Source organism: Novosphingobium sp. PhB55, assembly GCF_004368805.1.
GTDB lineage: Bacteria > Pseudomonadota > Alphaproteobacteria > Sphingomonadales > Sphingomonadaceae > Novosphingobium.
Window position 1 is genome coordinate 354651 of the sequence record NZ_SODQ01000007.1, and the last position, 26475, is coordinate 381125.

General features: G+C 66.1%; 26 protein-coding genes and 1 tRNA gene. 15 read left to right on the forward strand and 12 right to left on the reverse strand.

Annotated elements, in window-relative coordinates; translation table 11 throughout:
• Window positions 1-20: 20 nt before the first annotated feature.
• From EDF57_RS19140 to purB, 4 genes are all read right to left on the reverse strand, one after another.
• Window positions 21-779, reverse strand: coding sequence for an SIMPL domain-containing protein (locus EDF57_RS19140; protein ID WP_134095374.1), 759 nt, complete (start codon window positions 777-779; stop codon window positions 21-23).
• 266 nt (window positions 780-1045) lie between these two features.
• Window positions 1046-1723, reverse strand: coding sequence for an orotidine-5'-phosphate decarboxylase (gene pyrF / locus EDF57_RS19145; protein ID WP_132263693.1), 678 nt, complete (start codon window positions 1721-1723; stop codon window positions 1046-1048).
• Between the two features lie 4 nt (window positions 1724-1727).
• Window positions 1728-2087 (reverse strand): LapA family protein, encoded by a 360-nt coding sequence (locus EDF57_RS19150; protein ID WP_134095375.1) that lies wholly within the window; start codon window positions 2085-2087, stop codon window positions 1728-1730.
• Window positions 2088-2178: 91 nt separating this feature from the next.
• On the reverse strand, window positions 2179-3492 hold the full coding sequence (gene purB / locus EDF57_RS19155) for an adenylosuccinate lyase (protein ID WP_134095376.1): 1314 nt from the start codon (window positions 3490-3492) through the stop codon (window positions 2179-2181).
• Between the two features lie 369 nt (window positions 3493-3861).
• Between purB and EDF57_RS19160 the strand changes: the two genes are divergently transcribed.
• Window positions 3862-4947 carry an alpha/beta hydrolase gene (locus EDF57_RS19160; protein ID WP_166675318.1) on the forward strand — a complete coding sequence of 362 codons (1086 nt, stop codon included), beginning with the start codon at window positions 3862-3864 and terminating at the stop codon, window positions 4945-4947.
• Window positions 4948-4968: 21 nt separating this feature from the next.
• Here EDF57_RS19160 and EDF57_RS19165 read toward each other — a convergent pair whose 3' ends face one another.
• The 3 genes from EDF57_RS19165 to radC all read right to left on the reverse strand — a co-directional run bounded on the left by EDF57_RS19165 (window position 4969) and on the right by radC (window position 7747).
• Window positions 4969-6081 (reverse strand): endonuclease/exonuclease/phosphatase family protein, encoded by a 1113-nt coding sequence (locus EDF57_RS19165; protein WP_134095378.1) that lies wholly within the window; start codon window positions 6079-6081, stop codon window positions 4969-4971.
• 150 nt (window positions 6082-6231) lie between these two features.
• Window positions 6232-6984 carry an NRDE family protein gene (locus EDF57_RS19170; RefSeq protein ID WP_134095379.1) on the reverse strand — a complete coding sequence of 251 codons (753 nt, stop codon included), beginning with the start codon at window positions 6982-6984 and terminating at the stop codon, window positions 6232-6234.
• 1 nt (window position 6985) lies between these two features.
• Complete coding sequence (gene radC / locus EDF57_RS19175) at window positions 6986-7747, reverse strand: DNA repair protein RadC (protein ID WP_134095380.1); 762 nt, start codon at window positions 7745-7747, stop codon at window positions 6986-6988.
• Between the two features lie 44 nt (window positions 7748-7791).
• Between radC and EDF57_RS19180 the strand changes: the two genes are divergently transcribed.
• The 10 genes from EDF57_RS19180 (at window position 7792) to purT (ending at window position 17567) form a co-directional block, all read left to right on the forward strand.
• Window positions 7792-11022 carry a YdbH domain-containing protein gene (locus tag EDF57_RS19180; RefSeq protein ID WP_243841146.1) on the forward strand — a complete coding sequence of 1077 codons (3231 nt, stop codon included), beginning with the start codon at window positions 7792-7794 and terminating at the stop codon, window positions 11020-11022.
• On the forward strand, window positions 11019-11306 hold the full coding sequence (locus EDF57_RS19185; protein ID WP_134095381.1) for a YnbE family lipoprotein: 288 nt from the start codon (window positions 11019-11021) through the stop codon (window positions 11304-11306). Before EDF57_RS19180 ends, EDF57_RS19185 begins: the two co-directional genes overlap by 4 nt.
• Window positions 11306-11701 carry a YdbL family protein gene (locus EDF57_RS19190; RefSeq protein WP_134095382.1) on the forward strand — a complete coding sequence of 132 codons (396 nt, stop codon included), beginning with the start codon at window positions 11306-11308 and terminating at the stop codon, window positions 11699-11701. Before EDF57_RS19185 ends, EDF57_RS19190 begins: the two co-directional genes overlap by 1 nt.
• Window positions 11702-12110: 409 nt before the next feature.
• Entirely contained in the window at window positions 12111-12431 is a 321-nt protein-coding gene (locus EDF57_RS19195; protein WP_134095383.1) for an AtpZ/AtpI family protein, read from the forward strand.
• A 53-nt stretch (window positions 12432-12484) separates the two neighbouring features.
• Window positions 12485-13270, forward strand: a complete 786-nt coding sequence (locus EDF57_RS19200; protein ID WP_021233351.1) for a F0F1 ATP synthase subunit A — start codon at window positions 12485-12487, stop codon at window positions 13268-13270.
• A 40-nt stretch (window positions 13271-13310) separates the two neighbouring features.
• Entirely contained in the window at window positions 13311-13535 is a 225-nt protein-coding gene (locus EDF57_RS19205; protein WP_007013775.1) for a F0F1 ATP synthase subunit C, read from the forward strand.
• A gap of 98 nt (window positions 13536-13633) precedes the next feature.
• Window positions 13634-14128, forward strand: coding sequence for an ATPase (locus tag EDF57_RS19210; protein ID WP_132263664.1), 495 nt, complete (start codon window positions 13634-13636; stop codon window positions 14126-14128).
• Window positions 14121-14729: a hypothetical protein gene (locus EDF57_RS19215; protein ID WP_207912823.1), complete on the forward strand. Its 609-nt coding sequence runs from the start codon at window positions 14121-14123 to the stop codon at window positions 14727-14729. The genes EDF57_RS19210 and EDF57_RS19215 overlap by 8 nt, the downstream gene beginning before the upstream one ends.
• A gap of 281 nt (window positions 14730-15010) precedes the next feature.
• Window positions 15011-16369 (forward strand): magnesium transporter, encoded by a 1359-nt coding sequence (gene mgtE / locus EDF57_RS19220; RefSeq protein WP_134095384.1) that lies wholly within the window; start codon window positions 15011-15013, stop codon window positions 16367-16369.
• 31 nt (window positions 16370-16400) lie between these two features.
• Window positions 16401-17567, forward strand: a complete 1167-nt coding sequence (purT, locus tag EDF57_RS19225; RefSeq protein ID WP_134095385.1) for a formate-dependent phosphoribosylglycinamide formyltransferase — start codon at window positions 16401-16403, stop codon at window positions 17565-17567.
• Window positions 17568-17611: 44 nt separating this feature from the next.
• On the opposite strand, the gene gloB is transcribed toward purT, so the two are convergent.
• Together gloB and rpsA are read right to left on the reverse strand one after the other, a co-directional pair.
• Window positions 17612-18382: a hydroxyacylglutathione hydrolase gene (gene gloB / locus EDF57_RS19230; protein ID WP_134095386.1), complete on the reverse strand. Its 771-nt coding sequence runs from the start codon at window positions 18380-18382 to the stop codon at window positions 17612-17614.
• A gap of 164 nt (window positions 18383-18546) precedes the next feature.
• The gene (rpsA, locus tag EDF57_RS19235; protein ID WP_132263657.1) at window positions 18547-20259 is read right to left on the reverse strand and encodes a 30S ribosomal protein S1; all 1713 of its coding nucleotides are present in this window, start codon (window positions 20257-20259) and stop codon (window positions 18547-18549) included.
• Between the two features lie 413 nt (window positions 20260-20672).
• On the opposite strand from rpsA, the gene EDF57_RS19240 reads away from it, so the two are divergent.
• Complete coding sequence (locus EDF57_RS19240; RefSeq protein WP_243841147.1) at window positions 20673-21416, forward strand: aspartyl/asparaginyl beta-hydroxylase domain-containing protein; 744 nt, start codon at window positions 20673-20675, stop codon at window positions 21414-21416.
• Window positions 21417-21443: 27 nt separating this feature from the next.
• On the opposite strand, the gene EDF57_RS19245 is transcribed toward EDF57_RS19240, so the two are convergent.
• The 3 genes from EDF57_RS19245 to aroA form a co-directional block, all read right to left on the reverse strand.
• Complete coding sequence (locus EDF57_RS19245; protein WP_132263654.1) at window positions 21444-22079, reverse strand: d(CMP) kinase; 636 nt, start codon at window positions 22077-22079, stop codon at window positions 21444-21446.
• A gap of 73 nt (window positions 22080-22152) precedes the next feature.
• Complete coding sequence (locus EDF57_RS19250; protein ID WP_134095388.1) at window positions 22153-22446, reverse strand: permease; 294 nt, start codon at window positions 22444-22446, stop codon at window positions 22153-22155.
• Between the two features lie 66 nt (window positions 22447-22512).
• The gene (gene aroA / locus EDF57_RS19255) at window positions 22513-23835 is read right to left on the reverse strand and encodes a 3-phosphoshikimate 1-carboxyvinyltransferase (RefSeq protein ID WP_134095455.1); all 1323 of its coding nucleotides are present in this window, start codon (window positions 23833-23835) and stop codon (window positions 22513-22515) included.
• Between the two features lie 204 nt (window positions 23836-24039).
• On the opposite strand from aroA, the gene EDF57_RS19260 reads away from it, so the two are divergent.
• The 3 genes from EDF57_RS19260 to ffh all read left to right on the forward strand — a co-directional run bounded on the left by EDF57_RS19260 (window position 24040) and on the right by ffh (window position 26451).
• Complete coding sequence (locus EDF57_RS19260) at window positions 24040-24360, forward strand: TIGR02300 family protein (protein ID WP_132263650.1); 321 nt, start codon at window positions 24040-24042, stop codon at window positions 24358-24360.
• A gap of 379 nt (window positions 24361-24739) precedes the next feature.
• A tRNA-Ala gene (locus EDF57_RS19265) sits at window positions 24740-24815 on the forward strand.
• Between the two features lie 190 nt (window positions 24816-25005).
• The gene (gene ffh / locus EDF57_RS19270) at window positions 25006-26451 is read left to right on the forward strand and encodes a signal recognition particle protein (protein ID WP_134095389.1); all 1446 of its coding nucleotides are present in this window, start codon (window positions 25006-25008) and stop codon (window positions 26449-26451) included.
• The last annotated feature ends 24 nt before the right edge of the window (window positions 26452-26475 follow it).

Genomic DNA, 26475 nt, shown 5'->3' on the forward strand with positions numbered 1-26475 from the left:
CGGGCAGGCGCCTCTGCGAATCAGGGCGCCAGTTCGAACTGTACGGTGACGTTGACGTTGGTTTCCAGCTCTCCGGCTGCGACGGGGGGCGCGGAGGCCAGCGAGTCCATCGCCGCCTTTGCGCGGTACATCACCGGGGCGGGCGAATAGCCGCCGCTCTCGCTGATCGAGACGATGCGGGTGACATGCATGCCCGCAGCACCGGCATAGAGTTCGGCGCGGGCACGGGCTTCCTTGATGGCCGCGACGCGCGCCTCGTTCTGCGCGGCATCGGGCTGCGACAGCGAGAAGTTGGGGCCGTTGACCTGGTTGGCGCCGGCCTTGACGAGCGCATCGATCACTTTGCCCATGTCGTCGAGCTTGCGCTGGCGGACGCCCACGGTGTTGCTGGCCTCATAGCCGACGATCTCGCGCGGGACGTCGACATAGCTGCCGTCGGGCTGGCGCTTGGGCTGGGCGTAGACCGGATTGACGCTGAGATTGCTGGTCTGGATGTCCTTGTCCGCCACGCCCGCGCGCTTCAGCGAGGCGATGACCTGGTTCATCCGCGTGGAATTGCCATTGAGCGCCTCGCTGGCCGTGGCGCCTTGCGTGGTCACCCCGGCCGAGAAGCCGGCCATGTCGGGCGTGCGGGTGGAGGAACCCTGTGCGTTGACGGTCAGCAGGGTATGGCCCGCGGCAATGGTAGGCACCAGGCCCGTGTCCTGGGCCATGGCGGGCACAGCCACGGCCGAGGCCAGCGCGGCAGTCGTTACGGCAAGCAGGTTCAGGGATTTCATGAGGTCGCACTCTCCGTCCAATTGATCGGTTCAACGATCTGGAGGGAGGGAGGTTGCCCGGCGCTGAACCGTGCATTTTGCGCCGTAAAAGGTTTTGAGCAGGAGGTGTGCCGCTGCGCCGGTGGCTTGCGATCCCGGTGTGCAACGGACACGGCCTTGTCTTTCCGTACTTCCGCAGAAGCGGGCTGACGGGCCAAGTCAGTTCTTGTCGATGTCCGGCTGGGTCAGGTGCGGTGCGGCATACGACGGGCCGCACCGTTCCTGCATCAGAGCGTCGCTTCGATCGCGATCGCGGCGGCGAGGGGATCTTCGGCGCGGCTGATCGGTCGGCCGATGACGAGCACGCTGGCGCCCGCATCGCGCGCCGCCCGCGGGGTCATGATGCGCTTCTGGTCGCCGTTGCGCCCATCGTCGGGACGAAGGCCGGGGACGACGAAGAAGCCGTCCTTCCACTGCTGGTGGACCGCGCCCACTTCATGGCCCGAGCAGACGATGCCGTCGAGCCCTGCCGAATGGGCCAGGTCCGCCAGGCGAAGCGCCTGCTCGTGCGGTTCCGCGTTCACGCCGATGGCATTGAGGTCGCCGCCGTCCAGGCTGGTCAGTACGGTGACGGCCACGACCTTGCAGTTCTCGCCCGCGGCGGCCTTGGCGTCTTCCATCATGGCACGGCCGCCGGCGGCGTGGATGGTGACGATGGAAGGCTCCAGGACGTGGATCGCCTGCATGGCGCCGGCCACGGTGTTGGGGATGTCATGCAGCTTGAGGTCGAGGAAGATCGGCAGGCCGAGCTTGTGCAGCTCGTGAACGCCATGATGACCGTGCGCACAGAAGAATTCGAGACCCAGCTTGATCCCGCCGATATGCCCGGCGACCTTTCGCGCCAGCGCCTCGGCGGCGTCGAGGCGGGGCAGGTCGAGGGCGAGGTAGACGGGATTGCTGTTCATGATCTCAGAGTTCCGGAGAGGATTTGGAAGGTGAGGTGGGCTCGGGCGTGAAAAGATGCGCGCCCTGTGCCGATTCCGGGACGGCCGGAACCGTGGAAGGCACGCTGTTGGCCCGAAGGGAGTTTTCGAGGCTGGCGATGCGGCGCTGGAGGCGCCAGCGCACGGCGCGCAGGTACAGCCAGACGGGGGCCATCCCCAGCACGAAGAAGACGAGTGCGACAACGCCGACCGGCCATTCGAAATGGACGTAGTTGGCATCGTCCAGCGGCCAGAAGTTCACCGGCACCCTGGTCCAGTTCATGGCGATGAAAGCGACCAGGATCGCGGTGATCGCGATCCACAGCACCGTGCGGACTATGTTCATGTTCCCTCCGGCAATTCGTGCACCAAGACCTTTCGCAATCGCGCTGGATGCTAAGCGCGATTGCGAGGCATGGGAAGTGTCGGCTGGAAGCTTAGTTCCCGAAAACGCGCGCGAAGATCGTGTCTACGTGCTTGAAGTGATAGTCGAGGTTGAACTTGTCCTCGATCACTTCGACCGGAAGCGCGGCGGTGACTTCGTCATCGGCCTTGAGCAGTTCGAGCAGCGAGAGCTGGCCGTCCGATTCCCACACCTTCATCGCGTTGCGCTGCACCAGGCGGTACGACTGGTCGCGGCTGAGGCCGGCCTGGGTAAGGGCGAGAAGCACGCGCTGCGAGTGGACGAGGCCGCCCATGCGGTCGAGGTTCTTCTGCATGCGCTCGGGATAGACGAGCAGCTTGTCGATCACGCCGGTGAGGCGCGCCAGTGCGAAGTCGAGGGTGATCGTCGCGTCGGGGCCGATGAAGCGCTCGACCGAAGAGTGCGAAATGTCGCGCTCGTGCCAGAGCGCCACGTTTTCCATGGCCGGAACCACGGCCGAACGCACGACGCGGGACAGGCCGGTGAGGTTCTCGGTCAGCACCGGGTTGCGCTTGTGCGGCATGGCCGACGAGCCCTTCTGGCCGGGCGAGAAGTATTCCTCGGCTTCCAGAACTTCGGTGCGCTGAAGGTGGCGCACTTCGATGGAAAGGCGTTCGATCGAGCTGGCGATCACGCCCAGCACCGCGAAGAACATGGCGTGGCGGTCGCGCGGGATGACCTGGGTGGAGACCGGCTCGACCGCGAGGCCGAGCTTATCGGCAACATAGTCTTCGACGGCGGGATCGACATTGGCGAACGTACCGACGGCGCCCGAGATCGCGCAAGTGGCGACTTCCTCGCGGGCGGCGATCAGGCGCGTCTTGCAGCGCGCGAATTCGGCATAGGCTTCGGCCATCTTGAGGCCGAACGTCACCGGCTCGGCGTGGATGCCGTGGCTGCGGCCGATGGTGGGGGTATACTTGTGCTCTTCGGCGCGGCGCTTGATCGCGGCGAGCAGGGCGTCGAGGTCCGCCAGCAGGATGTCGGCAGCCTTGACCAGCTGCACGTTCAGCGTGGTGTCGAGCACGTCGGAGCTGGTCATGCCCTGGTGCATGAAGCGGGCTTCAGGGCCAACCTGCTGGGCAACCCAGTCGAGGAAGGCGATGACGTCGTGCTTGGTCACGGCCTCGATGGCGTCGATGGCGGCAACGTCGATCACGGGATTGGTGGCCCACCAGTCCCACAGCGCCTTGCCGGCGCTTTCCGGCACGGTGCCCATCTCGCCCATTTTCACGGCGGCGTGGGCCTCGATCTCGAACCAGATGCGATAGCGGGCTTCGGGTTCCCAGATCGCGGTCATTGCGGGGCGGGCGTAACGGGGGACCATGTTCGACTCCTTGAGTGACCTGACTCGACCCGGCGCTGACCCGGCCTCATGGCGGTGCCGCTACGGCGGGCTTGCGACAAAGGCAAGGGTGCGCGGCCGGGAAAGGCCGAAAGAATCCGCCGGGCCGGACGGCGAAGCTGGCGGAATTCGGGGCGTTGCGGGAACCGGGGAGGCAATACTGCGCACGGTACCGCCGCTTGCACGAATCGAAAGCCGGCAAGGCGAAGCGGCATCCCGGAGACGATAAGTTTGGCGGCGGAGCGATTGTAGAACCACGGTTTTCCGATTTCTCAGGAGCCATCCGATCCGTCAGGCGCTATGGTCGCATCGGTTTCATGCGGCACCCTGTCGATCACGAAAGGACCAGCGATGCCTCGCGCGCTCTCGACGATTCTTGCCGCTGCCTGTTTCTTCGGCGCCGGCATCGGCGCGAGCCATGCCCAGGACGCCGCCGACCCGAAAGCCGTGCCCTCGGCGCTGGCCGCGCCGGTCCTGAGCACTCAGGACATCAAGCTGGAGGAATTCGGCGCCAATCTCGAACGCTTTCCCTATCCCTGGAAAGTCGAGACCATGGAGCTGAATCTGGGCGCCGAAGAAGCCGCCATGGCCTATATGGACGTGCAGCCCGACAAGCCCAACGGCCACGCCGTGGTCCTCCTGCACGGCAAGAATTTCTGCGGCGCGACCTGGGAAGACACCGCGCGAACGCTGCTGGCCGCGGGGTACCGGGTGCTGATCCCCGACCAGCTCGGTTTCTGCAAGTCCTCCAAGCCGGCCTCCGCGCAATACAGTTTCGCGATGATGGCGAACACCACGCACCGGCTCATGGAGAAAGTGGGCCTGGAAAAGGCCATCGTGCTGGGGCACTCGACCGGCGGCATGCTGGGGATGCGCTTTGCCCTGATGTACCCGCAGGCGGTGGAGCGGCTGGTGCTGGTCAATCCGCTGGGCCTTGTCGACCGCATGACGGAAGGCGTGCCTTACGCACCGCTGGACAAGCTCTTGGCCAGCGAGCGCGCCAAGGGCTATGCCGAAATGCGCCAGTATCAGCTCGACACTTATTATCATGGCGACTGGAACCCGCGCTACGATCGCTGGGTGAAGATGCTGGCGGGGCAATATGCCACGCCGGACCAGGATGCGGCGGAACTGGCGCAGGCCAAGACCTCCGAGATGATCCTGACCCAGCCGGTGAGCCACGAGTTCGGCCGTCTCGGCGTTCCCGTGACGCTGATGATCGGCATGCGCGACACGACGGTCTTCGGCAAGGGTCAGGCCCCGGCCGAGATCAAGGCCAAGCTGAAGCCCATCCCGCAGATCGCGGCACAAGCGGCGGCGGCCATGCCTTCGGCGCGGATCGTCGAATTCCCCGACTACGGGCATTCTCCGCAGGTGGAAGCGCCGGACGTGTTCGGGGCCAGGCTGCTGGAGATCCTGTCCTCGCCGGCACCCTGAAGAAGAGCTGGCGCGAAGGTCCTATCGGGGATTCGGAGCCAGCGCGCCGGGGATCGTCCGGCAGCCCGGCGCGCGGGTCTCGGAAGCCTTCCAGCGCAGTTCGTAAGTGACGAGGAAGCCGTCATGGTCGGACAGCTGCGGGCTGTCCGGACGCCCGTCGAACAGGGCCTGCACCCGGATGGGCCGGATCTCCACGGCTTGTCCGTTCCAGTAGAACTGCAGGTCCTGCGTATCCATCCAGGGTTCGTCCCCGTCCCACGACATCTGCACGTCGCAGCCCGAGCCAGGGTGCGAGCAGGTGCGGTGCACGAGGTTCAGCGACTGATAGCGTGAGAAATTCTCCCAGCGCGGCTCGGAGTGGCGCATGTTGAAGTCGCCGCCGAAGATCACCGGCGTCGCATCGTCATGGGTGCGGTCGATGAATTCCGAGGCTTCCAGGGCCTGCCGGTCGTGCGCGGCCAGGTTGCGGGCAGCGGGCGCGCCGGAAGCGCCGCGCGAATTCATGTGCGTGTCGTAGACGTCGATCAGGGTGGGCACGCCCGGCACGTCGATCCTTGCGAGCGCGATGCCCTTGTTCGACAAGCAGTCGAACCCGGCGCAGGACTTGCGGCCATAGGCCCGGCGCTTGGTATCGACGATCGCGTAGCGCGAGGCGATGGCAAGGCCGCTGCCGAAGACGTGGATGCCGATCTCGCCGCGCTTGAGGCTGGAATTGCCGGGCAGCCGTTCCTTGGTGGAACCGCGTGCGCGGGTGGTCCGGCGCGGGCCGGAATCGAGCGCGGGATAGCCGGCAGAGGCCACTGCGCGCTTGGCGGCGTCGCTGAACATCTCCTGGAACAGCACCACGTCGGGCGCGGTGCCGGCGGCGCGCATTCTGGCCAGATGCCTGCCGATCTCCTCAAGCGAAGGCTTGCGCCCGCTGCGCGCGGGCCAGGACAGCCCTTCGATATTGAAAGTGAGCACCGAGAGCGTGGTGGTGGCGCTCCGTCCATCGGCGGACAGGGCGACGCGGGGCTGCTGCGTGGCCGTGCAAGCCACTTGCGCCACGGGGGGTGCCATCGTGTTGCAGCCGCTCGCCAGCAGCGCCGCGCAGAAGGGCAGGGCGCGCAGCAGAACCGAACCTTGAAGCGTCATGCGGTTGGATAATCCCTGTCGCAATCGATCGCCGAACCGCCGGAGACCGGCCCAACTTATGCAAAAGGCGCCGGTAAGTCCATGATGCGGCGAAGATCCGCAGGCCCGGCGCTCGCGAAGAGCGGGCGCGGGATTGCCCGGGGCCCTTGCCTAGTTCGGGCCTTGCGAGAGCACCGGCGACCAGTCGAAATCGATACGGACTTCGCCCGAGGCCGAACCGTCCGGGTGGAAGCTGCGCTCCACGATCATGCCGGCGCCGGTGCGGTTCACGGCGATGACCGTGGAGCAGCGGGTGCCGTAGAGCGGATCGCGGATGAAAACCGGGGCGAAGCGCGGCTCGGGGCCGTTTTCGACATGGCCGGGGGCCATGCCCGGGGTTTCCGCCTGCAAGGCGCCGAGCAGGGGGGACGGATCGGCTTGCCCGTTTGCCAGCCATGCGGAAACCGCCTGCGCCACTTGCAGCGTCTTGGGCCAGGGCCGGTCGAAGCCGCCATTGGAGAGACCATGGATACCGGGGGCGAGAGGCCGCGATTCGCGCTGCGGATAATTGGTCAGGAACCGGGCGCTGGTGCCGTTCACTTCGACGAGATTGAACGGATTCATCGTCTCGACGGGTTCCGGCTCACGGCCTTCCAGCAGGTCGGTGACGAGCTTGCCGCGCGAAGGACGGCCCGGAACCGAGCCTTCCGGCACGCGGTAATTGGTGACGAGCACCATGCGCGCCGATGGCGTCACGCCCAGCCATGTCCCGCCGCCCAGCAAGTCGGCACCGGCCAGGATTCCGCTGCCGTCCTGCCAGGGCGAAAGCGGCGCCGAGGGGCGTGCGTGGAATTCGTCGCGATTGCCGGCGACCACGAGCGGCCAGTCCGGGTGGGCCTGCCAGGCGACGGCGGCGACGCACATTTCAGATCAGGCCCTTGGCGCGCAGGCTGACATGGCCTTCGCGGCCGATGATGACATGATCGTGCACCGAGACCCCCAGCAGCCTTCCGGCTTCGGCGATGCGGTTGGTGACTTCGATGTCCGCGCGGCTGGGCTGGGGGGAACCCGAGGGATGATTATGCACGAGGATGAGGGCGGTGGCGCCGATGTCCAGCGCGCGGCGAATCACTTCGCGGGGGTGAATCGCCGCTTCGTCGATCGAGCCGTCGCCCACCAGGTCGTCGAGGATCAGCATGTTCTTGGCATTGAGATAAAGCACGCGAACGCGTTCCAGCGTCAGGTGCGCCATGTCGATCGTCAGATAGTCGATCAGCGCCTGCCACGAGCCGATCACCGGCTTCTCGCGCACTGTCTGCCGCGCGAGGCGCGTGGCCGCCACGGTCACCACGCGCAGCGCGGCTACGGTCGCCTCGCCCATGCCCGGATGGCCGCCCAACGTGCGCGGATCGGCCTGAAGCACGGCCGCGAGCGAGCCGAAGCGATGGATCAGGCTGCGGGCCAGAGGCTTCATGTCGCGGCGGGGAACGGCCTGCATCAGCAGGAGTTCTATCACCTCGTGATCGCCCAAAGCTTCCGCCCCGCCTTCGACCAACCGCTTCCTCAGCCTTGCGCGGTGACCGCTGGGATCGTTCCCGGCATCGGGGCCGACCGCCGCGACGACGGACGCGGAATCGCAGCCCGCCGGGGCTACAGGTTCATCGAAGAGACGGTCTTGCTCGGGCATAACGCGTACAGACAATTGCCTTTCCCGGAAGGCAAGCGCAAGTGATGGACCGGATGTCGCAGCAGCAGGATCAACCTACCGTACCGGCGGATTTGCCGCAGCCGGCCCGTCGCCTCGGGCGGCGCGTGGCGGCGCTGGGCATGCTGGCCGTGGTGGGGGCAGGACTTGCGGGCGCCTGGGCCTGGCGCAAGGACATCGCCGACGACATCATTGCCGACCAGCTGCACAAGCTCGGCCTGCCGGCCACTTACCGGATCGTTCGCATTGGCCCCTCGGAGCAGGTGATTCGCAATCTCGTGATCGGCGATCCGAAGCATCCGGACCTCACGATCGAGGAACTGCGCGTCGCCACCCGGCTGACCTGGGGCTGGCCGGGCATCGGCCGGATCACCGTCGTTCGCCCGCGTCTGTTCGGTGCGCTCCATCAGGGCAAGCTGAGCCTGGGCGCGCTCGACAAGGCGCTGGCAAGCGGCGGCGGTGACAAGGACCACCCTTTGCCCGACCTCGACGTGGCCGTGGTGGACGGGCGCGCGCTGATCGAAAGCGATTATGGCCGCCTGGCCGCGAAATTGACCGGCGCGGGCGGACTGCGCGGCGGTTTCGGCGGCGAATTGGCGGTGGTGTCCCCCCGCCTCGCGGTCGAGGGCTGCGAGACCGGGCGCGCCACGCTTTACGGCAAGCTGTCCATCTCCGGCGAGCGTCCGCGCTTCAAGGGGCCGCTGCGAACCGGCAGCGTGACCTGCCGCGCGCGCGACTTGCAACTCGCCGCCAGCGGGATGCAGCTCGATGTCGTGCTCGACCGGCGGCTGGACGGTGGGGAGGGCCGCCTCGGCCTTGAAGGCGGCGCCCTGCGGATGGCGGGAAATCGCCTCGCCGCGCTCACCGGATCGGGCCGCTTCACGTATCGGGGCGAGGCGCTCAACGCGAATTTCAAGGCCGCCGCGCGCGATGTCGCCACTGCGCAGGCCCGAATCGGGGAGCTGGGCTTCGATGGCCGGATGCGTTCCAGCCACGGCCTCGCCCGCTTCGATCTGGAGGGCGACGTTGGCGGCAAGCGGCTGGCGATCGGCGAATCGGTCGATTCGCTGCTCGCCAAGGCAGTCCAGTCCGGGGAGGGCACGCTGGCCGCGCCGCTGGCCCGGCAATTCCGCACCGCCCTGGCACGGGAAACCCGCGCCAGCACGCTCTCCGCCAACCTGGTGCTGCGCCGCGGGCAGGATGGCCTGACCCTGGTGGTGCCGCGCGGCAACCTGCACGGCACCAGCGGCGCCTCGCTGCTGACGCTCTCGCGCGTGCAGGCGCAGTTCGGCGCCGAGACCGACAGCGGCCGCCGCCCGGTCGTGACCGGCAATTTCGCGAGCGGCGGGCAGGGCCTGCCGCAGATCTCCGGGCGCATGGAAAGCGATGCGCGCGGACGCCTCGCGCTGCAGGTGGCCATGCCCGAATATGCCGCCGGCGATTCGCGCCTGGCCGTGCCGCACCTCGCGCTCACTCAATCGCCCGACGGCGCCATGCGCTTTGCCGGCGAGGCGCGGCTCTCCGGCGCCCTGCCGGGCGGCGCCGCGAAAGGTCTCGTCCTGCCGGTCGACGGGCGCTGGGGCGCCGACGGCGCGCTGGCGGTCTGGAACGCCTGCACGAAAATCGGTTTCGACAGCCTTGCCTTTGCGAACCTGACGCTGGAGCGGCGCAGCCTGCAAGTCTGCCCCGCACCCGGCGGCGCGATCCTGCGCAGCCGGGGCAGCGGGCTCGACATTGCGCTGGGCGTCCCGAATCTCGACGTGTCGGGCCGGCTCGGCCAGACGCCGATCCGGATCGCCAGCGGGCCGCTGGGCTATGCGCAGCTGGCGGGTCGGCCCGGCGCGCTGACCGCCAAGGCCATCGATGTCGCTCTCGGTCCTGCAGATGCGCCGTCGCGTTTCAAGCTCGCCCGCCTCGATGCGCAAGTGGGCAAGGATATCGGCGGCACCTTCGACGAAGCGGACATCGGGCTCGCGGCCGTCCCGCTCGATCTGCGGCAGACCGCGGGCAACTGGCGCTATGCCGGGGGTATCCTCACGATCGACCAGGCACGCTTCACTCTGGTGGACCGGCAGGCGGTGCCGCGCTTCCAGCCGCTGATCGCCCGTGACGGCAGCCTGCGGCTGGAAAACAATGTCATCACCGCGCAGGCCGTCATGCGTGAGCCCAGCAGCGACCGCGAGGTGGTTCGCGCCGACATTGTCCACGACCTCGGCAAGACCAGCGGCCATGCCGATCTGAGCGTGGCTGGCATCACTTTCGACAAGGACCTTCAGGCCGAAGCGCTCTCTCCACTGCTGCTCGGCATCGTTTCGGACTTGCGCGGTTCGCTTCATGGCACGGGTCGGATCGACTGGAACGAGCGCGGCGTCACCAGCACTGGTCGGTTCTCCTCGGACGGCCTGGACTTCGCCGCCGCCTTCGGCCCGGTGAAGGGCCTCAGCGGCGACGTGGTCTTCACCGACCTGCTCGGTTTCGTCACCGCGCCGGACCAGCAGCTCAGGATCGCCTCGGTCAACCCGGGCATCGAAGTCAATGACGGTGTCGTCGGCTTCCAGATGGAGCCGGGCTATCTGCTGCGGATCAACGGCGCGAAGTGGCCTTTCATGTCGGGCACGCTCACGCTCGATCCGGCGACGATGCGAATCGGTGCCTCCGAGACGCGGCACTACAAGCTCAACGTCCGCGGCCTCGACGCCGCGACGTTCGTGCAGCATCTCGAACTGACGAATATCAACGCCACCGGCGTCTTCGACGGCGAAGTGCCGATCGTCTTCGACGAGCAGGGCGGCCGCATCGTCGACGGCTACCTGGCCTCGCGGGATCCGGGCGGCAATGTCAGCTATCTCGGCGCGCTGACCTACAAGGACCTGTCGGCCATGGGCAACTTCGCCTTCGGCGCGCTCAAGTCGGTCGACTACAAGCACATGGAGATCGGTCTGAACGGCTCGATCTCGGGTGACATCCTGACGCGCATCGCTTTCGACGGGCTCAGCCAGGGCTCGTCCGCAGACAAGAATTTCCTCACGCGGCAGGTGGCGAAGCTGCCGATCCGGTTCATCGTCAAGATCAAGGCGCCGTTCTTCAGCCTCTTCGGCTCGATGCGCTCGCTCTACGATCCGACCTACCTGACCGATCCACGCACCCTGGGGATCCCCAACCAGCTTCCGGCGCAGGGCCAGCTCTCGAACGACCCGAACTCGATTCATCCCGCGCCAGCCACCATTCAGCCTCCAGTCAGCGAGAATAATCCATGAAGGCCCTGGAATTGACCGGAAGCACTCCGGCTGCGACAAGCCCGGCGATGATGAGTCCGGTACGATATTTCGCGCAGCAGCTTGCTTCCCGGCCCGGCCGGCGCGCCGCATGCGCCGTGATGATGATGACGGGCCTGGGATCGGCCCTTGCCGGCTGCGTCAACGTGACGGCGCCCGACAAGCCGATCGTGATAGAGCTCAACATCAACATCAGGCAGGAAGTGATCTATCGTCTCTCCCAGGATGCGGAGAACACGATCAAGGAAAACGAAGGCGTATTCTGATGAGCAAGACCGTTTTCAGCAGACCCGTCGGCCTGATCGGCGCAATGGCCCTGGCTCTTGGCGGCGGCAGCATGGCGCTGGCACAGGAAGGCCGCGATCCCGCATATGCGGCGGCGCGCTCTGCGGGCCAGGTCGGTGAGCAGAAGGACGGCTATCTGGGCGTCATCGGCGGCCAGTCCGCCGCGGTCCAGGCGATGGTACGCGACCTGAACAACAAGCGCCGCGCCATCTACACGGAAAAGGCCGCCGGCAAGAGCACCATCGAGGAATATGCCTTCGCCACCGCGTGCCGTCTGATCTCGCAGACCCAGCCTGGTGAGAAGTACCAGGCGCCCGACGGATCGTGGAAAACCCGCGGCACCGGAGCGCCCGAGCGCGACGCCCGCTGCCCGTGATCGGCGGCGCCTGCGCAGCCTCCGAATGGCGCCAGGCGAAAGCGAGCATGGCCGAAGGCCCAAAAGCAGAACCCGACAGGGCGGTTGGACATCCAGCCGCCCTTTTTCGCGTGTCTCTTTCACGACGGCGCTGCGACGCTGAACCGACAAGTCGCCGCGCCGCTTGACCGGGGCGGGACGCGGCTGTGGTTTTTGCGAGGAATTTCTTCGGTATCGTCCTTGCGGTATTGCCGGCCCAGCCCCATTTTCCAGCCCTGTTCGGCACTTGGGCATACGGGTATCCGTGTGAACAACTGTTGCCGTGCGCGTCCCGCCATGGTTGACTCGGGAATAGCCCCACCCTAAGGGGTCGGCGCCCTCGGCGGGCAGCCGTTGAACGCGTCATCCTTTCCTGGAGGAGGAACCTGACATGAACGACGAGCCGTCCGCACGGGAACCTGTTGGCGAAGATGCGCGCCTCGATACGCTGGACGATCGGCTGAAAGCCCTTCGTGAGCGCGAGGTGAAGCGTCAAAAGCCGGTCGCGGGTGCGGAAACGGACGATGCCTATCGTGCCGGAAACCGCGTCCTGGCCGACTTGCTCGGCGGGGTTGCCGGTGGTCTGTTCCTTGGTTGGGTGATCGATCACTTCGCCGGAACATCGCCCTGGGGTCTGATGGTGATGATGTTCGCAGGAATATTCGTCGCCTTCAGGAATATTATCAGGAATTCGAACCGGCGCCCGGATTGACCCAAGGGGGGTGAGTAAGGGCGCTGTCGTTCATTGGCGACAGGGATATTCGCGTGGCAGCCGAAGCGAAGGTCGATCCGATGCACCAGTTCAGCATCCAGCCGTTGTTCGGCTCGGAAGGCTGGAGCATCGCCGGTTACAACATCGCCTTCACCAACAGCACGCTGTGGATGGCGATCGCCGCTGTGACGCTGGCGTTCTTCGTCGCTGGCGGCATGAAGCGCCAGCTCGTCCCCGGCCGCTGGCAGATGGCAGTCGAAAGCTTCACCGGCTTCATCGACGGCATGCTGGCTGCCAACGTCGGCCCCGGCGGCAAGAAGTACGTTCCGTACATCTTCTCGCTCTTCATGTTCATTCTTTTCGCGAACTTCCTCGGCCTGCTGCCGCTGGGCGTGATCGGCCTCCATGCCTTCACGTTCACCAGCCACTTCTCGGCCACGGGCGTTCTCGCGGTGCTTTCCTTCGCAATCGTCCTGATCGTCGGTTTCGCGAAGCACAAGCTGCACTTCTTCTCGCTGTTCGTGCCGCACGGCACTCCGGTCATCATGATCCCGCTGATCTTCTGCGTGGAACTGATCTCCTTCCTGGTGCGCCCGTTCAGCCTCGGCCTGCGTCTCTTCGTTGCGATGATGGCCGGCCACGTCCTTCTTGAGGTTCTTTCGAGCTTCGTCATCAGCTCGGGCAATGCCGGCATCGGCCTCTTCGCCATCGCCGGGCTGCCCAGCTTCATCCTGATGGTCGGCATCTGCGCTCTCGAGCTGCTCGTCGCCGGCATCCAGGCCTACGTTTTCGCTCTTCTCACTTGCGTCTATCTGAACGACGCAGAGAACCTTCACTGATTTTCAGTCTCACTCGAGTTTTCCAAAGGGAGTTTTTGAAATGGACGCAGAAGCTGCAAAGCTGCTTGGTGCCGGTCTCGCTGCTATCGGTTGCGGCCTCGCCTCGATCGGCGTGGGTAGCGTTTTCGCCAAGTTCCTCGAAGGCGCACTGCGCAATCCGGGTGCCGCGGACGCCCAGCAGGGCCGCCTCTTCATCGGCTTCGCCGGCGCCGAACTTCTCGGCCTGCTGTCGTTCGTCGTTGCCGCGCTGCTGATCTTCGCCTGATCGCGCGCACTGATCCCCTCCGGCTGCCCGAACCCTTTGGTACGGCGGCCGGAGAGGACGCAAGAATTCTACCGGCCACTTCGAGACAGGGCTGACCCATGCCTCAGATCGCACAGCTAGCCGCGACCTATTCCAGCCAGATCTTCTGGATGCTGATCTTCTTCGGCTTCACGTTCTTCGTCGTCGGACGGGGAATGGTTCCCAAGGTCATGGATACGGTTGCGCAGCGCGACAAGCAGATTGCCGACGACCTCGCCGCCGCCGAACGCGCTCGCGCTCAGGCCGATGCGGAGGAGGAAGCCTGGCGCACGCGTGAGAACGCCAACCGCGCCGAGGCGCAGACCCTTATCGCGGAAGCCCGCGCCAAGGCTGCTGCCGTCACGACGGAGCGTCTCGCGACCGCACAGGTTGCAATCGACGCCACGCTCGCCGAAGCCGAAACCCGCATTTCCCAGGCTCGCCGTTCGGCTGCCGCGGAGATCGAGGACGTCGCCGCCGACGCCACGCGCGAGATCGTCAGCCGCATCGCCGGCCTGACTCTCGACGATGGCGCGGTTCGTTCCGCCGTGAAGGAGAACCTGGTCCATGGCTGACAACACGCAGCTGTCCACCACGGACACCGTCGTTGCCGAAGGCACCTCGCACGAGGCTGCCGAGATGGCCGGAACCCAGGGTGCCGAGACCCACGAGGGCGTCGAGCATCATGCCGAACCGCTGCTGCTGGGCGTCGCCCCGCCGGTCGCGGTCGTCAGCGCCTCGATGCTGGTGCTCCTGGCGATCATGGTCTGGAAGGGCCTGCCCAAGATGATTTCGGGCGGTCTCGACGGCAAGATCGCCGAGATCAAGGCGCAGCTCGAAGAGGCCAAGACCCTTCGCGCCGAGGCGGAAGCCCTGCGCAAGGAATATGCCGACAAGATCGCCGGTGCCGAAAAGGACGCCGCGGCTCTGCTCGAGCATGCCCGTCATGAGGCGGAAACGATCGTCGCCAAGGCCCAGGCCGACACGACGGACGTGATCGCCCGCCGCGAAAAGATGGCGCAGGACAAGATCGGCGCCGTCGAACGCGCGGCCGTTACCGAACTGCGCCAGCAGGCTGCTGCTGCTGCGGCGGCTGCCGCCAGCGGGCTGATCCGCGCCAACCACTCGGTCGATGCCGACAAGGCGCTGGTCGACCAGGCGATCGCCGGTATCTGATACCGCCGGTTCGCTATCGAACAAAAAAGCCTCCGCGCGCTGCGCGGGGGCTTTTTTGTGTCCCGATTGCGGTCACGTTAGGGGCGGCATAGCGCCGATCGGCAGTTGACGCCCCGCGCATTTGGGATCAGAGCGACGACCGCGCAGCCAGTGTTGCTGCGGTGTTTCAGGAAGCGAGGACATGTCAAGCGACAGTTCCAGTAGGACCGCACGCCCGGAGGTCGTCCGCTAGTTCTCGCTGGCCGTCGTTCGCCCGGGTCGTGCGGACGAAAGGTGTGATGATGGTGAACGACCTCCTCGCCGGCGTGACTGCCGGTGCCCGTCCCGCCAAGCGCGGGCTCTATATTGCCGATATCGTCGAGATGCTTCAGGCGCTGCCGCCCGAGGCGGCCGCCGCCAAGCTTGGCCGCATGGCCGACGTGCGCGCCGTGGCGACGCTCGACCGCCCCGAATTCACCGGCGCTGCCGAAGCTCTGGCCTTGCTGCCGCTGCCGCGTGCGGTTCATCTGGTGGCGCAAATGGCCGAGGACCGCGCGGCGGACGTCCTGGCCGAGATGGACGAGGGCGTGGCCGCACAGATCCTGGCGGCACTGGCCCCGGAAGTGCGCTCGTCGCTGCGCAGCCTCCTGGCATGGCCCGAGGACAGCGCAGGCGGCATGATGACGACGGAGTTCGTCGCGGCGCGGGCTTCGGCCAGCGTGGCCGATGTGCTCGATCTCATCCGCACGGTCGAACGCAGCCGCGAGACCGTCTACTCGGTGTTCCTCATGGACGAGGCCGGCCGCCTCGAAGCCACGATCTCGCTGCGCCGCCTGATCGCCGCGGCGCCTGATTCGCCCGCGATCGACCTTGCCCGCGACCGCGAGCCGGTCACCGTCACGCCCGACACCGACCGCGAGGTCGTGGCCGATCTGATCCGCCGTCATGACCTGCTGGCGCTGCCGGTGGTCGACGATGCCGGACGACCTCTGGGCATCGTCACCGTGGACGACGTGCTTGACGCACTCGTCGCCGAACATACCGAGGATGTGCAGAAATTCGGCGGCGTCGAGGCGCTGGACCGGGCCTATCTGGAGACCGGGTTCTTCGAGATGATCCGCAAGCGGGCAGGGTGGCTCAGTGTGCTGTTCCTTTCGGAAATGCTCACGGCCAGCGCGATGCAGCATTTCGAGGACGAACTGGCGCGCGCGGTCGTGCTCACGCTGTTCATTCCGCTCATCATGAGTTCGGGCGGTAACAGCGGCAGCCAGGCGACGTCGCTTATCATCCGGGCGCTCGCCATGGGGCAGGTCCGCCTGCGCGACTGGTGGCGCGTCGCCTTGCGCGAACTCCCTGCAGGGCTGGTGCTGGGCGCGATCCTCGGCGCGGTCGGCTTCGCCCGGATCGCGGCCTGGCAGGCCCTCGGTTTCTACGATTACGGCAGCCACTGGATGCTGATCGCCACGACCGTTTCGGCGGGGCTGGTGGGGATCGTCACTTTCGGCTCCCTGGCTGGATCCATGCTGCCGTTCCTGTTGCAAAGGCTCGGTTTCGATCCGGCCAGCGCCTCCGCACCGTTCGTCGCGACGCTGGTCGATGTCACGGGGCTGGTGATCTATTTCACCATCGCTCTTGCGATTCTCTCCGGGACGCTGCTCTAGGGCGCAAAGCCAAACGAAAGGACCGGCCGCCATGCCATTCACCGCGAAGATCCTGCTGCTCGGTTCGGGCGAATTGGGGCGCGAATTCGTGATCTCGGCCAAGCGGCTCGGCTGCGAGGTCGTGGCCTGCGATGCTTACGAGGGTGCGCCGGCGATGCAGGTGGCCGATGCTTTCGAAGTCTTCTCGATGCTTGACGGGGAGCGGCTGCGCGCCGCCATCGAGAAGCACCGGCCGGACTTCATCGTGCCCGAAGTCGAAGCCATCCGCACCGAAGTGCTGGCGGAAGTGGAGGCGGAAGGCTTCTGCGTGGTGCCATCGGCGCGGGCGACGCAGATGACCATGAACCGCGACCGCATCCGCGAAGTGGCCGCGACCGAACTCGGATTGCGCACCTCGCGCTATCGCTATGCCGAGAACCTGGGCGAAGTCTTGTCCGGCGCCGAGCACACGGGGCTGCCTTGCGTGATCAAGCCGGTCATGTCCTCTTCGGGCAAGGGCCAGAGCACCGTGCGCGATGCGGCCGATCTGGAGAAGGCCTGGGACTATGCCGTCGCCAACATGCGCGGCGACCGGGCCCGGGTGATCGTCGAGGAGTTCGTCGATTTCGATTACGAAATCACCCTGCTGACCGTGCGCAGCCGCGAGGGCGTGTCGTTCTGCCCGCCGATCGGCCACCGGCAGGAACGCGGCGACTACCAGGAATCCTGGCAGCCGACGCCCATGGCGCCCGCGGCGATCGCCGCGGCACAGGACATGGCGCGCAAGGTCGTGGACGATCTTGGCGGCTACGGCATCTTCGGCGTGGAGTTCTTCGTGAAAGGCGAAGACGTGATCTTCTCCGAACTCTCGCCGCGCCCACACGACACCGGCATGGTCACGCTGATCTCGCAAAACCTTTCGGAGTTCGATCTGCATGCGCGGGCCATCCTGGGCCTTCCGGTCCCCGAAGTCACCCTTCGCGGTCCGAGCGCCTCGGCCGTGATCCTGGCCGACCGCGAGGCCGAGGTTTTCGCCTACGAAGGGCTGGCGGATGTCCTGGCGACGCCGGGCGGCGAGGTGGACCTGCGGGTCTTCGCCAAGCCCACGACGCGTCCCTATCGCCGCATGGGTGTCGCCCTGGCGCTGGCAAGCGACACCGATGAAGCGCGGCGGATCGCTGCAGAAGCCGCCGCGAAACTGCGGATCGTCTACGAATAGCACTATGCGGGGCAGGGGAAATCCCTGCCTCCGCAAAACAGCCGCTAGAAAGTGTTCTTGGCCTCGCGCAGAGCGGCAAAGGTCGCCACGGCATCCCCGGCCTCGCCCTCCGGCGCCCACCGCGCCTGGATAGCGGGGTCGTCCGCGCGCAGGAACGGGTTCGTCAGCAGCTCGCGGCCGAGCTTGGTGGGGACCGTGGGCAGGCCCGCAGCGCGCGCACGCGCGATGTCTTCGGCATAAGCGGCCAACTCGGCATTGTCCGGATCGGCATGGAGCGCGAAGCGGGCATTCGCCGCGGTATATTCGTGGGCACAGTAGAGCATCGTGTCGACCGGCAGCGCCTTGATGCGCTGGAGGCTCGCCCAGAACTGCGCGGGCTGACCTTCGAACATGCGCCCGCAGCCCAGCGCAAAGACCGAATCGCCGACGAAAGCGATCTGCGCCTCGGGTAGGTAGTAGGCGCAATGGCCCATGGTATGGCCGCCTACGTCGATGACATGGGCCTTCCAGTTGCCCAGCATGACGACCTCTCCCTGAGACACGGTCCGGTCGACGCCCTCGATCTTCCCGGCATCGTCCAGCGGAGCGGTGATCGTGCAATTGGTGCAGGCCTTGATCGCCGCATTGCCGCCGGCGTGGTCGGGATGCCAGTGCGTGTTCCAGATCTGCGTGATCTGCCAGCCCTTGTGCCCGGCCTGGCGGAGGTACTCATCGGCATCGGGCGTATCGATGCAGGCGGTTTCCCCGCTGACGGGATCGTGCAGCAGATAGCCGTAATTGTCGCTGAGGCAGGGGAACTGGTGAACTTCGAGCATCGGGCGTCTCCTTGCCGGGCGATGTAAGCCTTCGGAGCGGTGCGCGAAAGAGCCTGGAAGCAAAGGGTGCGCGCGATGGCGACCGCCGGAAAAGCAAAAGCCCGCCCGGATTGCTCCGGACGGGCCTTTGATGGTTCACCTTGCGGTGAAGCCCGGAAGCGTTCTTACGAACGGTTCTTGAGGGCTTCGCCGAGGATGTCGCCGAGCGAAGCGCCCGAGTCCGACGAACCGTACTGTTCCACGGCTTCCTTCTCTTCGGCCAGCTGGCGGGCCTTGACCGAGAAGTTCGGCTTCTTCGAACGATCGAAGCCGGTAACCATGGCGTCGAGCTTCTGGCCGACCTGGAAGCGGTCGGGGCGCTGCTCGTCGCGGTCGCGGCCGAGGTCCGAACGCTTGATGAAGCCGGTGGCGCCATCGTCGCCAGCCTGGACTTCCAGGCCGCCGTCGCGAACTTCGAGAACGGTGACGGTGACGACTTCGCTACGACGCAGCGAGCTGCCGCCGGTTGCGGCAACGCCGCCAGCGGCCGGAGCGCCACGCTCAAGCTGCTTCATGCCGAGGCTAATGCGTTCCTTCTCGACATCGACGTCGAGAACAACGGCCGAAACCTGCTCGCCCTTGCGGTGCAGAGCCAGCGCGTCTTCGCCCGAGATGCCCCAGGCGATGTCCGACATGTGGACCATGCCGTCGACGTCGCCGTCGAGACCGATGAACAGGCCGAATTCAGTGGCGTTCTTGACTTCGCCTTCAACCTGCGAACCGACGGGGTGCTTCTCGGCGAAGGCTTCCCAGGGGTTCTGCTGAGCCTGCTTGAGGCCGAGCGAGATGCGGCGCTTGTCCGAATCGACTTCGAGAACGACCACTTCGACTTCCTGCGAGGTCGAGACGATCTTGCCGGGGTGGACGTTCTTCTTGGTCCAGGACATTTCCGAAACGTGGACAAGGCCCTCGATGCCGGCTTCCAGTTCCACGAAGGCACCGTATTCGGTGATGTTCGTGACGGTGCCGGTGAGCTTGGCGCCCACGGGGTACTTGACGGCTGCGCCTTCCCACGGATCGCTTTCCAGCTGCTTCATGCCGAGGCTGATGCGCTGGGTGTCCTGGTTGATGCGGATGATCTGCACCTTCACGGTGTCGCCGATGGCGATCACTTCGCTCGGGTGGTTGACGCGCTTGTAGCTCATGTCGGTGACATGGAGCAGGCCGTCGATGCCGCCGAGGTCAACGAACGCACCGTAGTCGGTGATGTTCTTGACGACGCCTTCGATAACCTGGCCTTCGCTCAGCTTGTCGATCAGCTCGCTGCGCTGTTCGGCGCGCGTTTCTTCGAGGACGGCGCGACGCGACACGACGATATTGCCGCGGCGACGGTCCATCTTCAGGATCTGGAAGGGCTGCGGCACGTCCATCAGCGGGGTGACGTCGCGCACGGGGCGGATGTCGACCTGCGAGCCAGGGAGGAAGGCAACGGCGCCGTCGAGGTCGACGGTGAAGCCGCCCTTAACGCGGCCGAAGATCACGCCTTCGACGCGCTTGCCTTCACCGAATTCGTTTTCGAGCTTGTCCCACGCGGCTTCGCGGCGGGCGCGGTCGCGCGACAGCATCGCTTCGCCGTCGGCGTTCTCGACGCGGTCGACATAGACTTCGACTTCGTCACCGACCTTCAGGCCATGCTCGCCTTCACCGCGCGCGAATTCGCGCAGCGGCACGCGGCCTTCGCTCTTGAGGCCAACGTCGATGACGGCCTTGTCGTTTTCGATGGCGGTGATGGTGCCCTTGACCACGCGGCCTTCAAAGCCGTCGTCGGCGACGCCGCCGAGCTGGTCGTCGAGCATTTTCGCGAAATCGTCGCGAGTCGGATTGGCAGAACTAGCCATTAAAGGTCTTTCCTGTTCACGTATTTCCGGCCAGGCGGTTGAATCCGCCGGTCTTTCCTCCGCGCGTCCGCACCATGCGGGCGGCGGGCCAAAAGGGCCGTACTGCCACGGGGGCCGGATGCCTTCCGCAGCGTCCTTTCAGCGCAAGGGCTTTCCAGACCGGCGGCCCCTACGCGCCGGAGCGCCAAAATGCAAGGAAAATGCCGGCCTGCCCGGTTCGCCGACGGATCGCGGCGGTCCGTCGGAACCGGGCAGGGCGGCCGTCTTGTGGCCGCCTCGGAAAAGCGCCATTGTCCCTCCCTGTCCTGATCTTCGGCCTGATGAGATATGGGGGGAGCGCGGGACACTTCGTTCGAGGAGCCTTCATGGCCGAGCACGCTACGTCACCCATCCCAGACAGACTCGATGCAACGATGGCCCCCAGCAAGGCGCTGGTCCCGAAGCCGAACTGGATCCTGCGTTTCGGGAAATGGATGCAGCCCAGGACGAACCGCTGGATTGCCCGCAGTTCACGCGTACCGGACGTGCCGGTTCACGATCCGGCGAATTTCCGCTGGACCCGCCTGCTGGAAGACAACTGGGAGGCCATCCGTGAGGAAGCCGCGGCCGTGCTCCAGGACCTGGAGGAAGTTCCGCCACTGGCGACGATTTCACCCGACCATCGGCGCATCGCTCCGGCCGGGCGCTGGCGGTCTTACTTCCTGGTCGGCTATCGCTACCGGGACGAGCCCAATTGCCGGGCCTGTCCGCGCACGGCCGAGTTGATTTCGCGCATACCCGGCCTGAATTCGGCGTTCTTTTCCGTGCTCGTTCCAGGGACGCATCTGCCGGCCCACACCGGCGTCTCGAAAGCGTTCCTGACGTGCCACCTCGGCATCCAGGTGCCGCGCGAATCCGGGGAGTGCCGGATGCGCGTGGTCGACGATTGGCTGGAGTGGCAGGAAGGCAAGTGTCTGGTTTTCGACGATGTCTTCAACCACGAAGTGAGGAACGACAGCGAAGAGACGCGCATCGTCCTGCTCGTGCAGTTCAAGCGCCCGGTCGGTCCCGTGGGGTGGATCGTGGGCAACCTGTTCCTGGAAGGCGTGCGGCGTTCGCGCTTCGTGCAGGACGCCCGGGCCGGGGTCGAGCGCTGGCGCAACCGCCCGCGGGATTGAAGGCCCGCCTTCCAGAGGGCCTCGATGTCAAAGAGCTGGCGATCGGCGCGCGCGCGCTTCGACCGCGGCGATGGCCGCGGCGATTGCTGCGTCGCGGCCGAGGTCGGACGTATCGAGCAGCACGGCGTCGTCTGCCGCCACGAGCGGAGCGTCCTTGCGGCCGCGGTCGCGGGCGTCGCGGGCGGACAAGTCGGCGGCGATCTCATCCAGCGAGACATCGCGGCCCTGCGCTTCCATTTCGAGATGGCGGCGCTGGGCGCGGGCTTCCACCGAAGCGGTCACGAAGAGTTTGGCCTCCGCCTCGGGCGCGATCACCGTGCCGATGTCTCGCCCGTCGAGCACGGCACCGCCGGCCTGCGTGGCGAAGCTGCGCTGGCGTTCGAACAGGGCCTGCCGCACCGCGGGGTGGATCGAGACGCGGCTTGCAAGGCCGCCGCTCGCTTCCGAACGGAGTTCCGGGTCGCTCAGGAATGCGTCCGGAAAGGCACATGCGGCAAGGGCGGCCACCGGATCGTCGGGATTGCCGCCGTCGAGGAAGCACTGGCGGCCGACGGCGCGGTAAAGCAATCCGGTATCGAGGTGGGGCAGGCCGTAATGCTCTGCGAGGGCCTTGGCGATAGTGCCTTTGCCCGATGCGGTGGGTCCGTCGACGGCGATGATCATCGCGGGCTCTTGGCGGCTTGGCGCGGCCAAGGCAAGGGGCTGGTCGAGCCGGCGCCGTAAGTTTGGGCGAAGGTCAAGGCAGGCGGGCTTCGTCGGATGGCCGGTCCGCGCTGCGCCTTGATCGCAGCGCCTTCAGCAGGCCCCAGCCGGCGATGACCGCCCAAAGCCCCTCCATCGCGATGGAGGGCAGGTTGACGTTCACCATCAACGAAATGAGCAGGAGCACGGCCCCGACGAAGTTCAGTCCGTGCTGAAGATAGCGGTTCGGATTGTTCTCGTAGGTCACATAGGCATAGGCGATCACGCAGCACACGGTGCCCACGAAGCCGAGGATGTTGCTGAGCCACTGCGGCAGGTCGAGGATCATGCACACTCCTGTCAGGCAGGGCGCCCGCGTGGAAGAACGCGGCGCCGCCAGCCTGCAAGAATGCCCTTATCCGGCGAGCGTGGCCAGCAGGTCCTCGAAATTGGGGAAGCTGGTGGCGATCGGGCGCGTGTCGTCCACTTCCACGCCGCCGCTGCTGACGAGGCCGGCAATCGCCATCGACATGGCGATACGGTGGTCGAGGTGGGTGACGATTTGCGCGTCGCCGGCCGTGCCGGGCAGGGGCTTGCCGCCGGTGCCGGTGATGACGAGGCCGTCTTCGCGTTCCTCGATCTGGGCGCCGGCCAGCGTCAGCGCGACGGCCATGGCGGTGAGGCGATCCGATTCCTTCACGCGCAGTTCGTCGAGACCGCTGGTGACGGTGACGCCCTCGGCAAGCGAGGCCGCCACGAAGAGCACGGGGAATTCATCGATCATGGCAGGCGCGATGGCGGGATCGACTTCGATGCCCTTGAGCTGCGAATGCTTGACCAGAAGGTCCGCCACCGGCTCTCCGCCGACTTCGCGCGCGTTCAGGAATTCGATCTGGCCGCCCATCTGGCGCAGCACTTCGACAAGGCCCGCGCGCGTCGGGTTGAGGCCGACGTTCTCGATCACGACTTCGCTGCCCGGCGTGACGAGGGCGGCGACGATGAAGAAAGCGGCGGAGGAGGGGTCACCCGGCACGTCGATCACTTGCGGCTTCAGTTCCGCCTCACCCTTGATGGTGATGACGCGGGTGCCGTCGGCTTCCACGGTCACATCGAGGTCGGCGCCGAAGCCCTTGAGCATCCGTTCGGAGTGGTCGCGCGTCGGCACCGGCTCGATCACGGTGGTGGTGCCGGGTGTGTTGAGGCCGGCGAGCAGGATCGCGCTCTTCACTTGTGCAGAGGCGACGGGCAGGCGGTAAGTGATCGGCACGGCCGGCGATGCGCCGCGCACGATCAGCGGGAGGCGGCCTCCTTCGCTGGCTTCGAAACTCGCGCCCATTTCGGAGAGCGGATCGATCACGCGGCCCATCGGGCGCTTGGAGAGCGAGCCGTCGCCCGTGAAGCTGACAGTGATGGGGTGGCTGGCGACCAGGCCCATGAGCAGGCGGGTCGAGGTGCCGGAGTTGCCCATGTCGAGCGGGCCTTCGGGCTGGAGCAGGGCGCCCACGCCCACGCCGCTCACCCGCCATTCGCCGTCTCCCACGCGTTCCACCGTGGCGCCCATGGCGCGCATGGCGGCAGCGGTGGCCAGCACGTCCTCGCCTTCCAGCAGGCCTGTCACGCGCGTTTCGCCCACGGCCAGCGCGCCCAGCATGATCGAGCGGTGGCTGATCGACTTGTCACCCGGCACGCGGATCTTGCCCTTGAGCGGTCCTGCGGGCAGGAAACGGCGGGGGCGCATGGGGGTGGTGTCGTCGTGGCTCACGGGCGTGCTTCTCTCGATACTGGAGGGGCGCAAAATCGCCGGGCTTTTGACAGCGGGTGCGGCCTATGGCAAGGCGCGCGCCCTGATGGTGCCGGGACGCTTGATTTTGCGCGCCGGCCCTCCCATCAAGATACGAAATTCACGCCCGTTCCTTTCGAGCGGGCAATATGAGGACATTTCATGGCAAAGCCTGAGTGGGGCGCCAAGCACGGCTGCCCGAAATGCGGCACCCGCTTCTACGACCTGGGCAAGGACGACCCGGTCACCTGCATCGAGTGCGGCCATTCGTGGCACCCGGAGCCGGTGCTGAAGTCCAAGCAGCCGATTCCCTATGAGGAAATCCAGAAGAAGGAAGTGGTCGAGACCGAAGATTCGGATCTGGCCGAAGAAGATCTGGATATCGACGACGACGGCGATTCGCCGGACAACGACGTCGACCTCGGCGGTGACGACGATCTCGGCATCGGTGCCGGCGACGACGACGGCGACCGCGACGAGTAAGCCGCGATACGCATCTATTAAGGGAAAGGGCGCGGCGCTTCGGCGGCCGCGCCCTTTCTCGTTTTGGTCCGCCAGATTCGATTCCATCCTTCGTCATTGCGAGCATAGCGAAGCAATCCAGAGGCGCCTTACACCGCTCTGGATTGCTGCGTCGGCTCCACCTCCGCGCAATGACGAAGGGCAAAGGCCGCAAAGCGAAGGATACTGCAGATGGGCGGGGCTGCGCTTTCGGGCCGCTTTCCGGAAAATGACAGGCCCGTGAAAATTTCCTCTTGCCAGTCCGGTGAACCCAATCTAGAGGGCGGCCTCCCAAGCGGAGGCGCAAGTCGCCGTCACGGAAACGGATCGGACCTCCCAGGATCGATCCGATGAAATGATTGGGGCCTTAGCTCAGCTGGGAGAGCGCCTGCATGGCATGCAGGAGGTCAGCGGTTCGATCCCGCTAGGCTCCACCATTTCAACATTGCAGTTTCGCGGGAACGCGACACGCTGGCTGACGAGGTTTCGTCCGCCGGCGTTTTTCGCATAACGTCCCGTCACGCCGGTCAGCGAGGTTTCGCCCACCGGCGTTTTTGGCGTTCTGGCGGTTCGACCCGTCGATGAGGAATTTTGGCATGTTCGCCGCGAGTGACGTTAGGAGCGAGAATGTTTGACTCCCTTTCGGATCGTCTTGGTGGCGTTTTCGACAAGCTGCGCGGTCGCGGCGCGCTCAAGGAGCAGGACGTTCGCGATGCCATGCGCGAAGTGCGCATCGCGCTGCTCGAAGCCGATGTCGCGCTTCCCGTCGTGCGCCGCTTCATCGACCAGGTTACCGAGAAGGCCGTGGGCCACTCGGTGCTGCGCTCGGTTACGCCCGGCCAGCAGGTCGTCAAGATCGTCAACGACGCCCTGATCGAGATGCTTGGCGGCGAAGAGACCGCCGAACTCGACCTCAATGCCGCGCCCCCGGTCGTCATCATGATGGTCGGCCTCCAGGGCTCGGGCAAGACCACCAGCACGGCCAAGATCGCCCGCCTCCTTCGTGAGAAGCAGGGCAAGAAGGTCCTGATGGCCTCGCTGGACGTCAACCGTCCGGCCGCGCAGGAACAGCTTCGCGTCCTGGGCGAGCAGGTCGGCGTCGCCACGCTGCCGATCATCGCCGGCCAGCAGCCGACCGAGATCGCCACCCGCGCGATGCAGTCGGCCAAGCTCCAGGCCGTCGACGTGCTGATGCTCGACACGGCCGGTCGCCTCCACGTCGACCAGCAGCTCATGGACGAGATGAAGGCGGTTGCCGCCATCGCGACTCCGCGTGAAACGCTGCTCGTGGTCGACTCGCTGACGGGTCAGGACGCGGTCAACGTCGCGCAGTCGTTCTCCGGCGAAGTCGATCTCACCGGCGTCGTGCTCACCCGTATGGACGGTGATGCGCGCGGCGGTGCGGCGCTGTCGATGCGCGCCGTCACCGGCAAGCCGATCAAGTTCGCAGGCACCGGCGAGAAGATGGAGGCCCTCGAGGTCTTCCACCCCAGCCGCGTCGCCAACCGCATTCTCGGCATGGGCGACATCGTCTCCATCGTCGAGAAGGCCGCCGAAGCGGTCAAGGTCGAGGACGCCGAAGCGCTGGCCAAGCGCATGGAGCAGGGCAAGTTCGACATGAACGACTTGCGCATGCAGCTGGGCCAGATGCAGAAGATGGGCGGCCTAGGCGCGCTGGCCGGCATGATGCCTGGCATGAAGAAAGCCAAGGCGGCGATGCAGGCTTCGGGCATGGATGACCGCGTGCTGCTGCGCATGGATGCGATCATCGGCTCGATGACGCAGAAGGAGCGCGTCAATCCCGCGCTGCTCAACGCCAAGCGCAAGATTCGCGTCGCCAACGGCTCGGGCACCCAGGTGCAGGACGTCAACAAGCTCCTGAAAATGCACCAGGAGATGTCCAAGGCCATGAAGCAGATCAAGAAGATGGGCGGCCTCAAGGGCCTTGCCGCGATGTTCGGAAAGGGCGGCCTCGATGCTGCCATGCCCGGGCTTGGTGGCGGCATGGGTGGGGGCGCCGGCGGCATGCCGGGCCTCGGTGGTCCCGATCTCAGCAAGTTTCTGAAAAAGTAATTCTCGAAGATTTGAAGGAAAGGT

Coding starts and splice junctions, on each gene's coding strand:
- EDF57_RS19140 (WP_134095374.1), bottom strand. CDS start 779: ATGAAATCCCTGAACCTGCTTGCCGTAACGACTGCCGCGCTGGCCTCG.
- pyrF (WP_132263693.1), bottom strand. CDS start 1,723: ATGAACAGCAATCCCGTCTACCTCGCCCTCGACCTGCCCCGCCTCGAC.
- EDF57_RS19150 (WP_134095375.1), bottom strand. CDS start 2,087: ATGAACATAGTCCGCACGGTGCTGTGGATCGCGATCACCGCGATCCTG.
- purB (WP_134095376.1), bottom strand. CDS start 3,492: ATGGTCCCCCGTTACGCCCGCCCCGCAATGACCGCGATCTGGGAACCC.
- EDF57_RS19160 (WP_166675318.1), top strand. CDS start 3,862: ATGCCTCGCGCGCTCTCGACGATTCTTGCCGCTGCCTGTTTCTTCGGC.
- EDF57_RS19165 (WP_134095378.1), bottom strand. CDS start 6,081: ATGACGCTTCAAGGTTCGGTTCTGCTGCGCGCCCTGCCCTTCTGCGCG.
- EDF57_RS19170 (WP_134095379.1), bottom strand. CDS start 6,984: ATGTGCGTCGCCGCCGTCGCCTGGCAGGCCCACCCGGACTGGCCGCTC.
- radC (WP_134095380.1), bottom strand. CDS start 7,747: ATGCCCGAGCAAGACCGTCTCTTCGATGAACCTGTAGCCCCGGCGGGC.
- EDF57_RS19180 (WP_243841146.1), top strand. CDS start 7,792: ATGGACCGGATGTCGCAGCAGCAGGATCAACCTACCGTACCGGCGGAT.
- EDF57_RS19185 (WP_134095381.1), top strand. CDS start 11,019: ATGAAGGCCCTGGAATTGACCGGAAGCACTCCGGCTGCGACAAGCCCG.
- EDF57_RS19190 (WP_134095382.1), top strand. CDS start 11,306: ATGAGCAAGACCGTTTTCAGCAGACCCGTCGGCCTGATCGGCGCAATG.
- EDF57_RS19195 (WP_134095383.1), top strand. CDS start 12,111: ATGAACGACGAGCCGTCCGCACGGGAACCTGTTGGCGAAGATGCGCGC.
- EDF57_RS19205 (WP_007013775.1), top strand. CDS start 13,311: ATGGACGCAGAAGCTGCAAAGCTGCTTGGTGCCGGTCTCGCTGCTATC.
- EDF57_RS19210 (WP_132263664.1), top strand. CDS start 13,634: ATGCCTCAGATCGCACAGCTAGCCGCGACCTATTCCAGCCAGATCTTC.
- EDF57_RS19215 (WP_207912823.1), top strand. CDS start 14,121: ATGGCTGACAACACGCAGCTGTCCACCACGGACACCGTCGTTGCCGAA.
- mgtE (WP_134095384.1), top strand. CDS start 15,011: ATGGTGAACGACCTCCTCGCCGGCGTGACTGCCGGTGCCCGTCCCGCC.
- purT (WP_134095385.1), top strand. CDS start 16,401: ATGCCATTCACCGCGAAGATCCTGCTGCTCGGTTCGGGCGAATTGGGG.
- gloB (WP_134095386.1), bottom strand. CDS start 18,382: ATGCTCGAAGTTCACCAGTTCCCCTGCCTCAGCGACAATTACGGCTAT.
- rpsA (WP_132263657.1), bottom strand. CDS start 20,259: ATGGCTAGTTCTGCCAATCCGACTCGCGACGATTTCGCGAAAATGCTC.
- EDF57_RS19240 (WP_243841147.1), top strand. CDS start 20,673: ATGGCCCCCAGCAAGGCGCTGGTCCCGAAGCCGAACTGGATCCTGCGT.
- EDF57_RS19245 (WP_132263654.1), bottom strand. CDS start 22,079: ATGATCATCGCCGTCGACGGACCCACCGCATCGGGCAAAGGCACTATC.
- EDF57_RS19250 (WP_134095388.1), bottom strand. CDS start 22,446: ATGATCCTCGACCTGCCGCAGTGGCTCAGCAACATCCTCGGCTTCGTG.
- aroA (WP_134095455.1), bottom strand. CDS start 23,835: ATGCGCCCCCGCCGTTTCCTGCCCGCAGGACCGCTCAAGGGCAAGATC.
- EDF57_RS19260 (WP_132263650.1), top strand. CDS start 24,040: ATGGCAAAGCCTGAGTGGGGCGCCAAGCACGGCTGCCCGAAATGCGGC.
- ffh (WP_134095389.1), top strand. CDS start 25,006: ATGTTTGACTCCCTTTCGGATCGTCTTGGTGGCGTTTTCGACAAGCTG.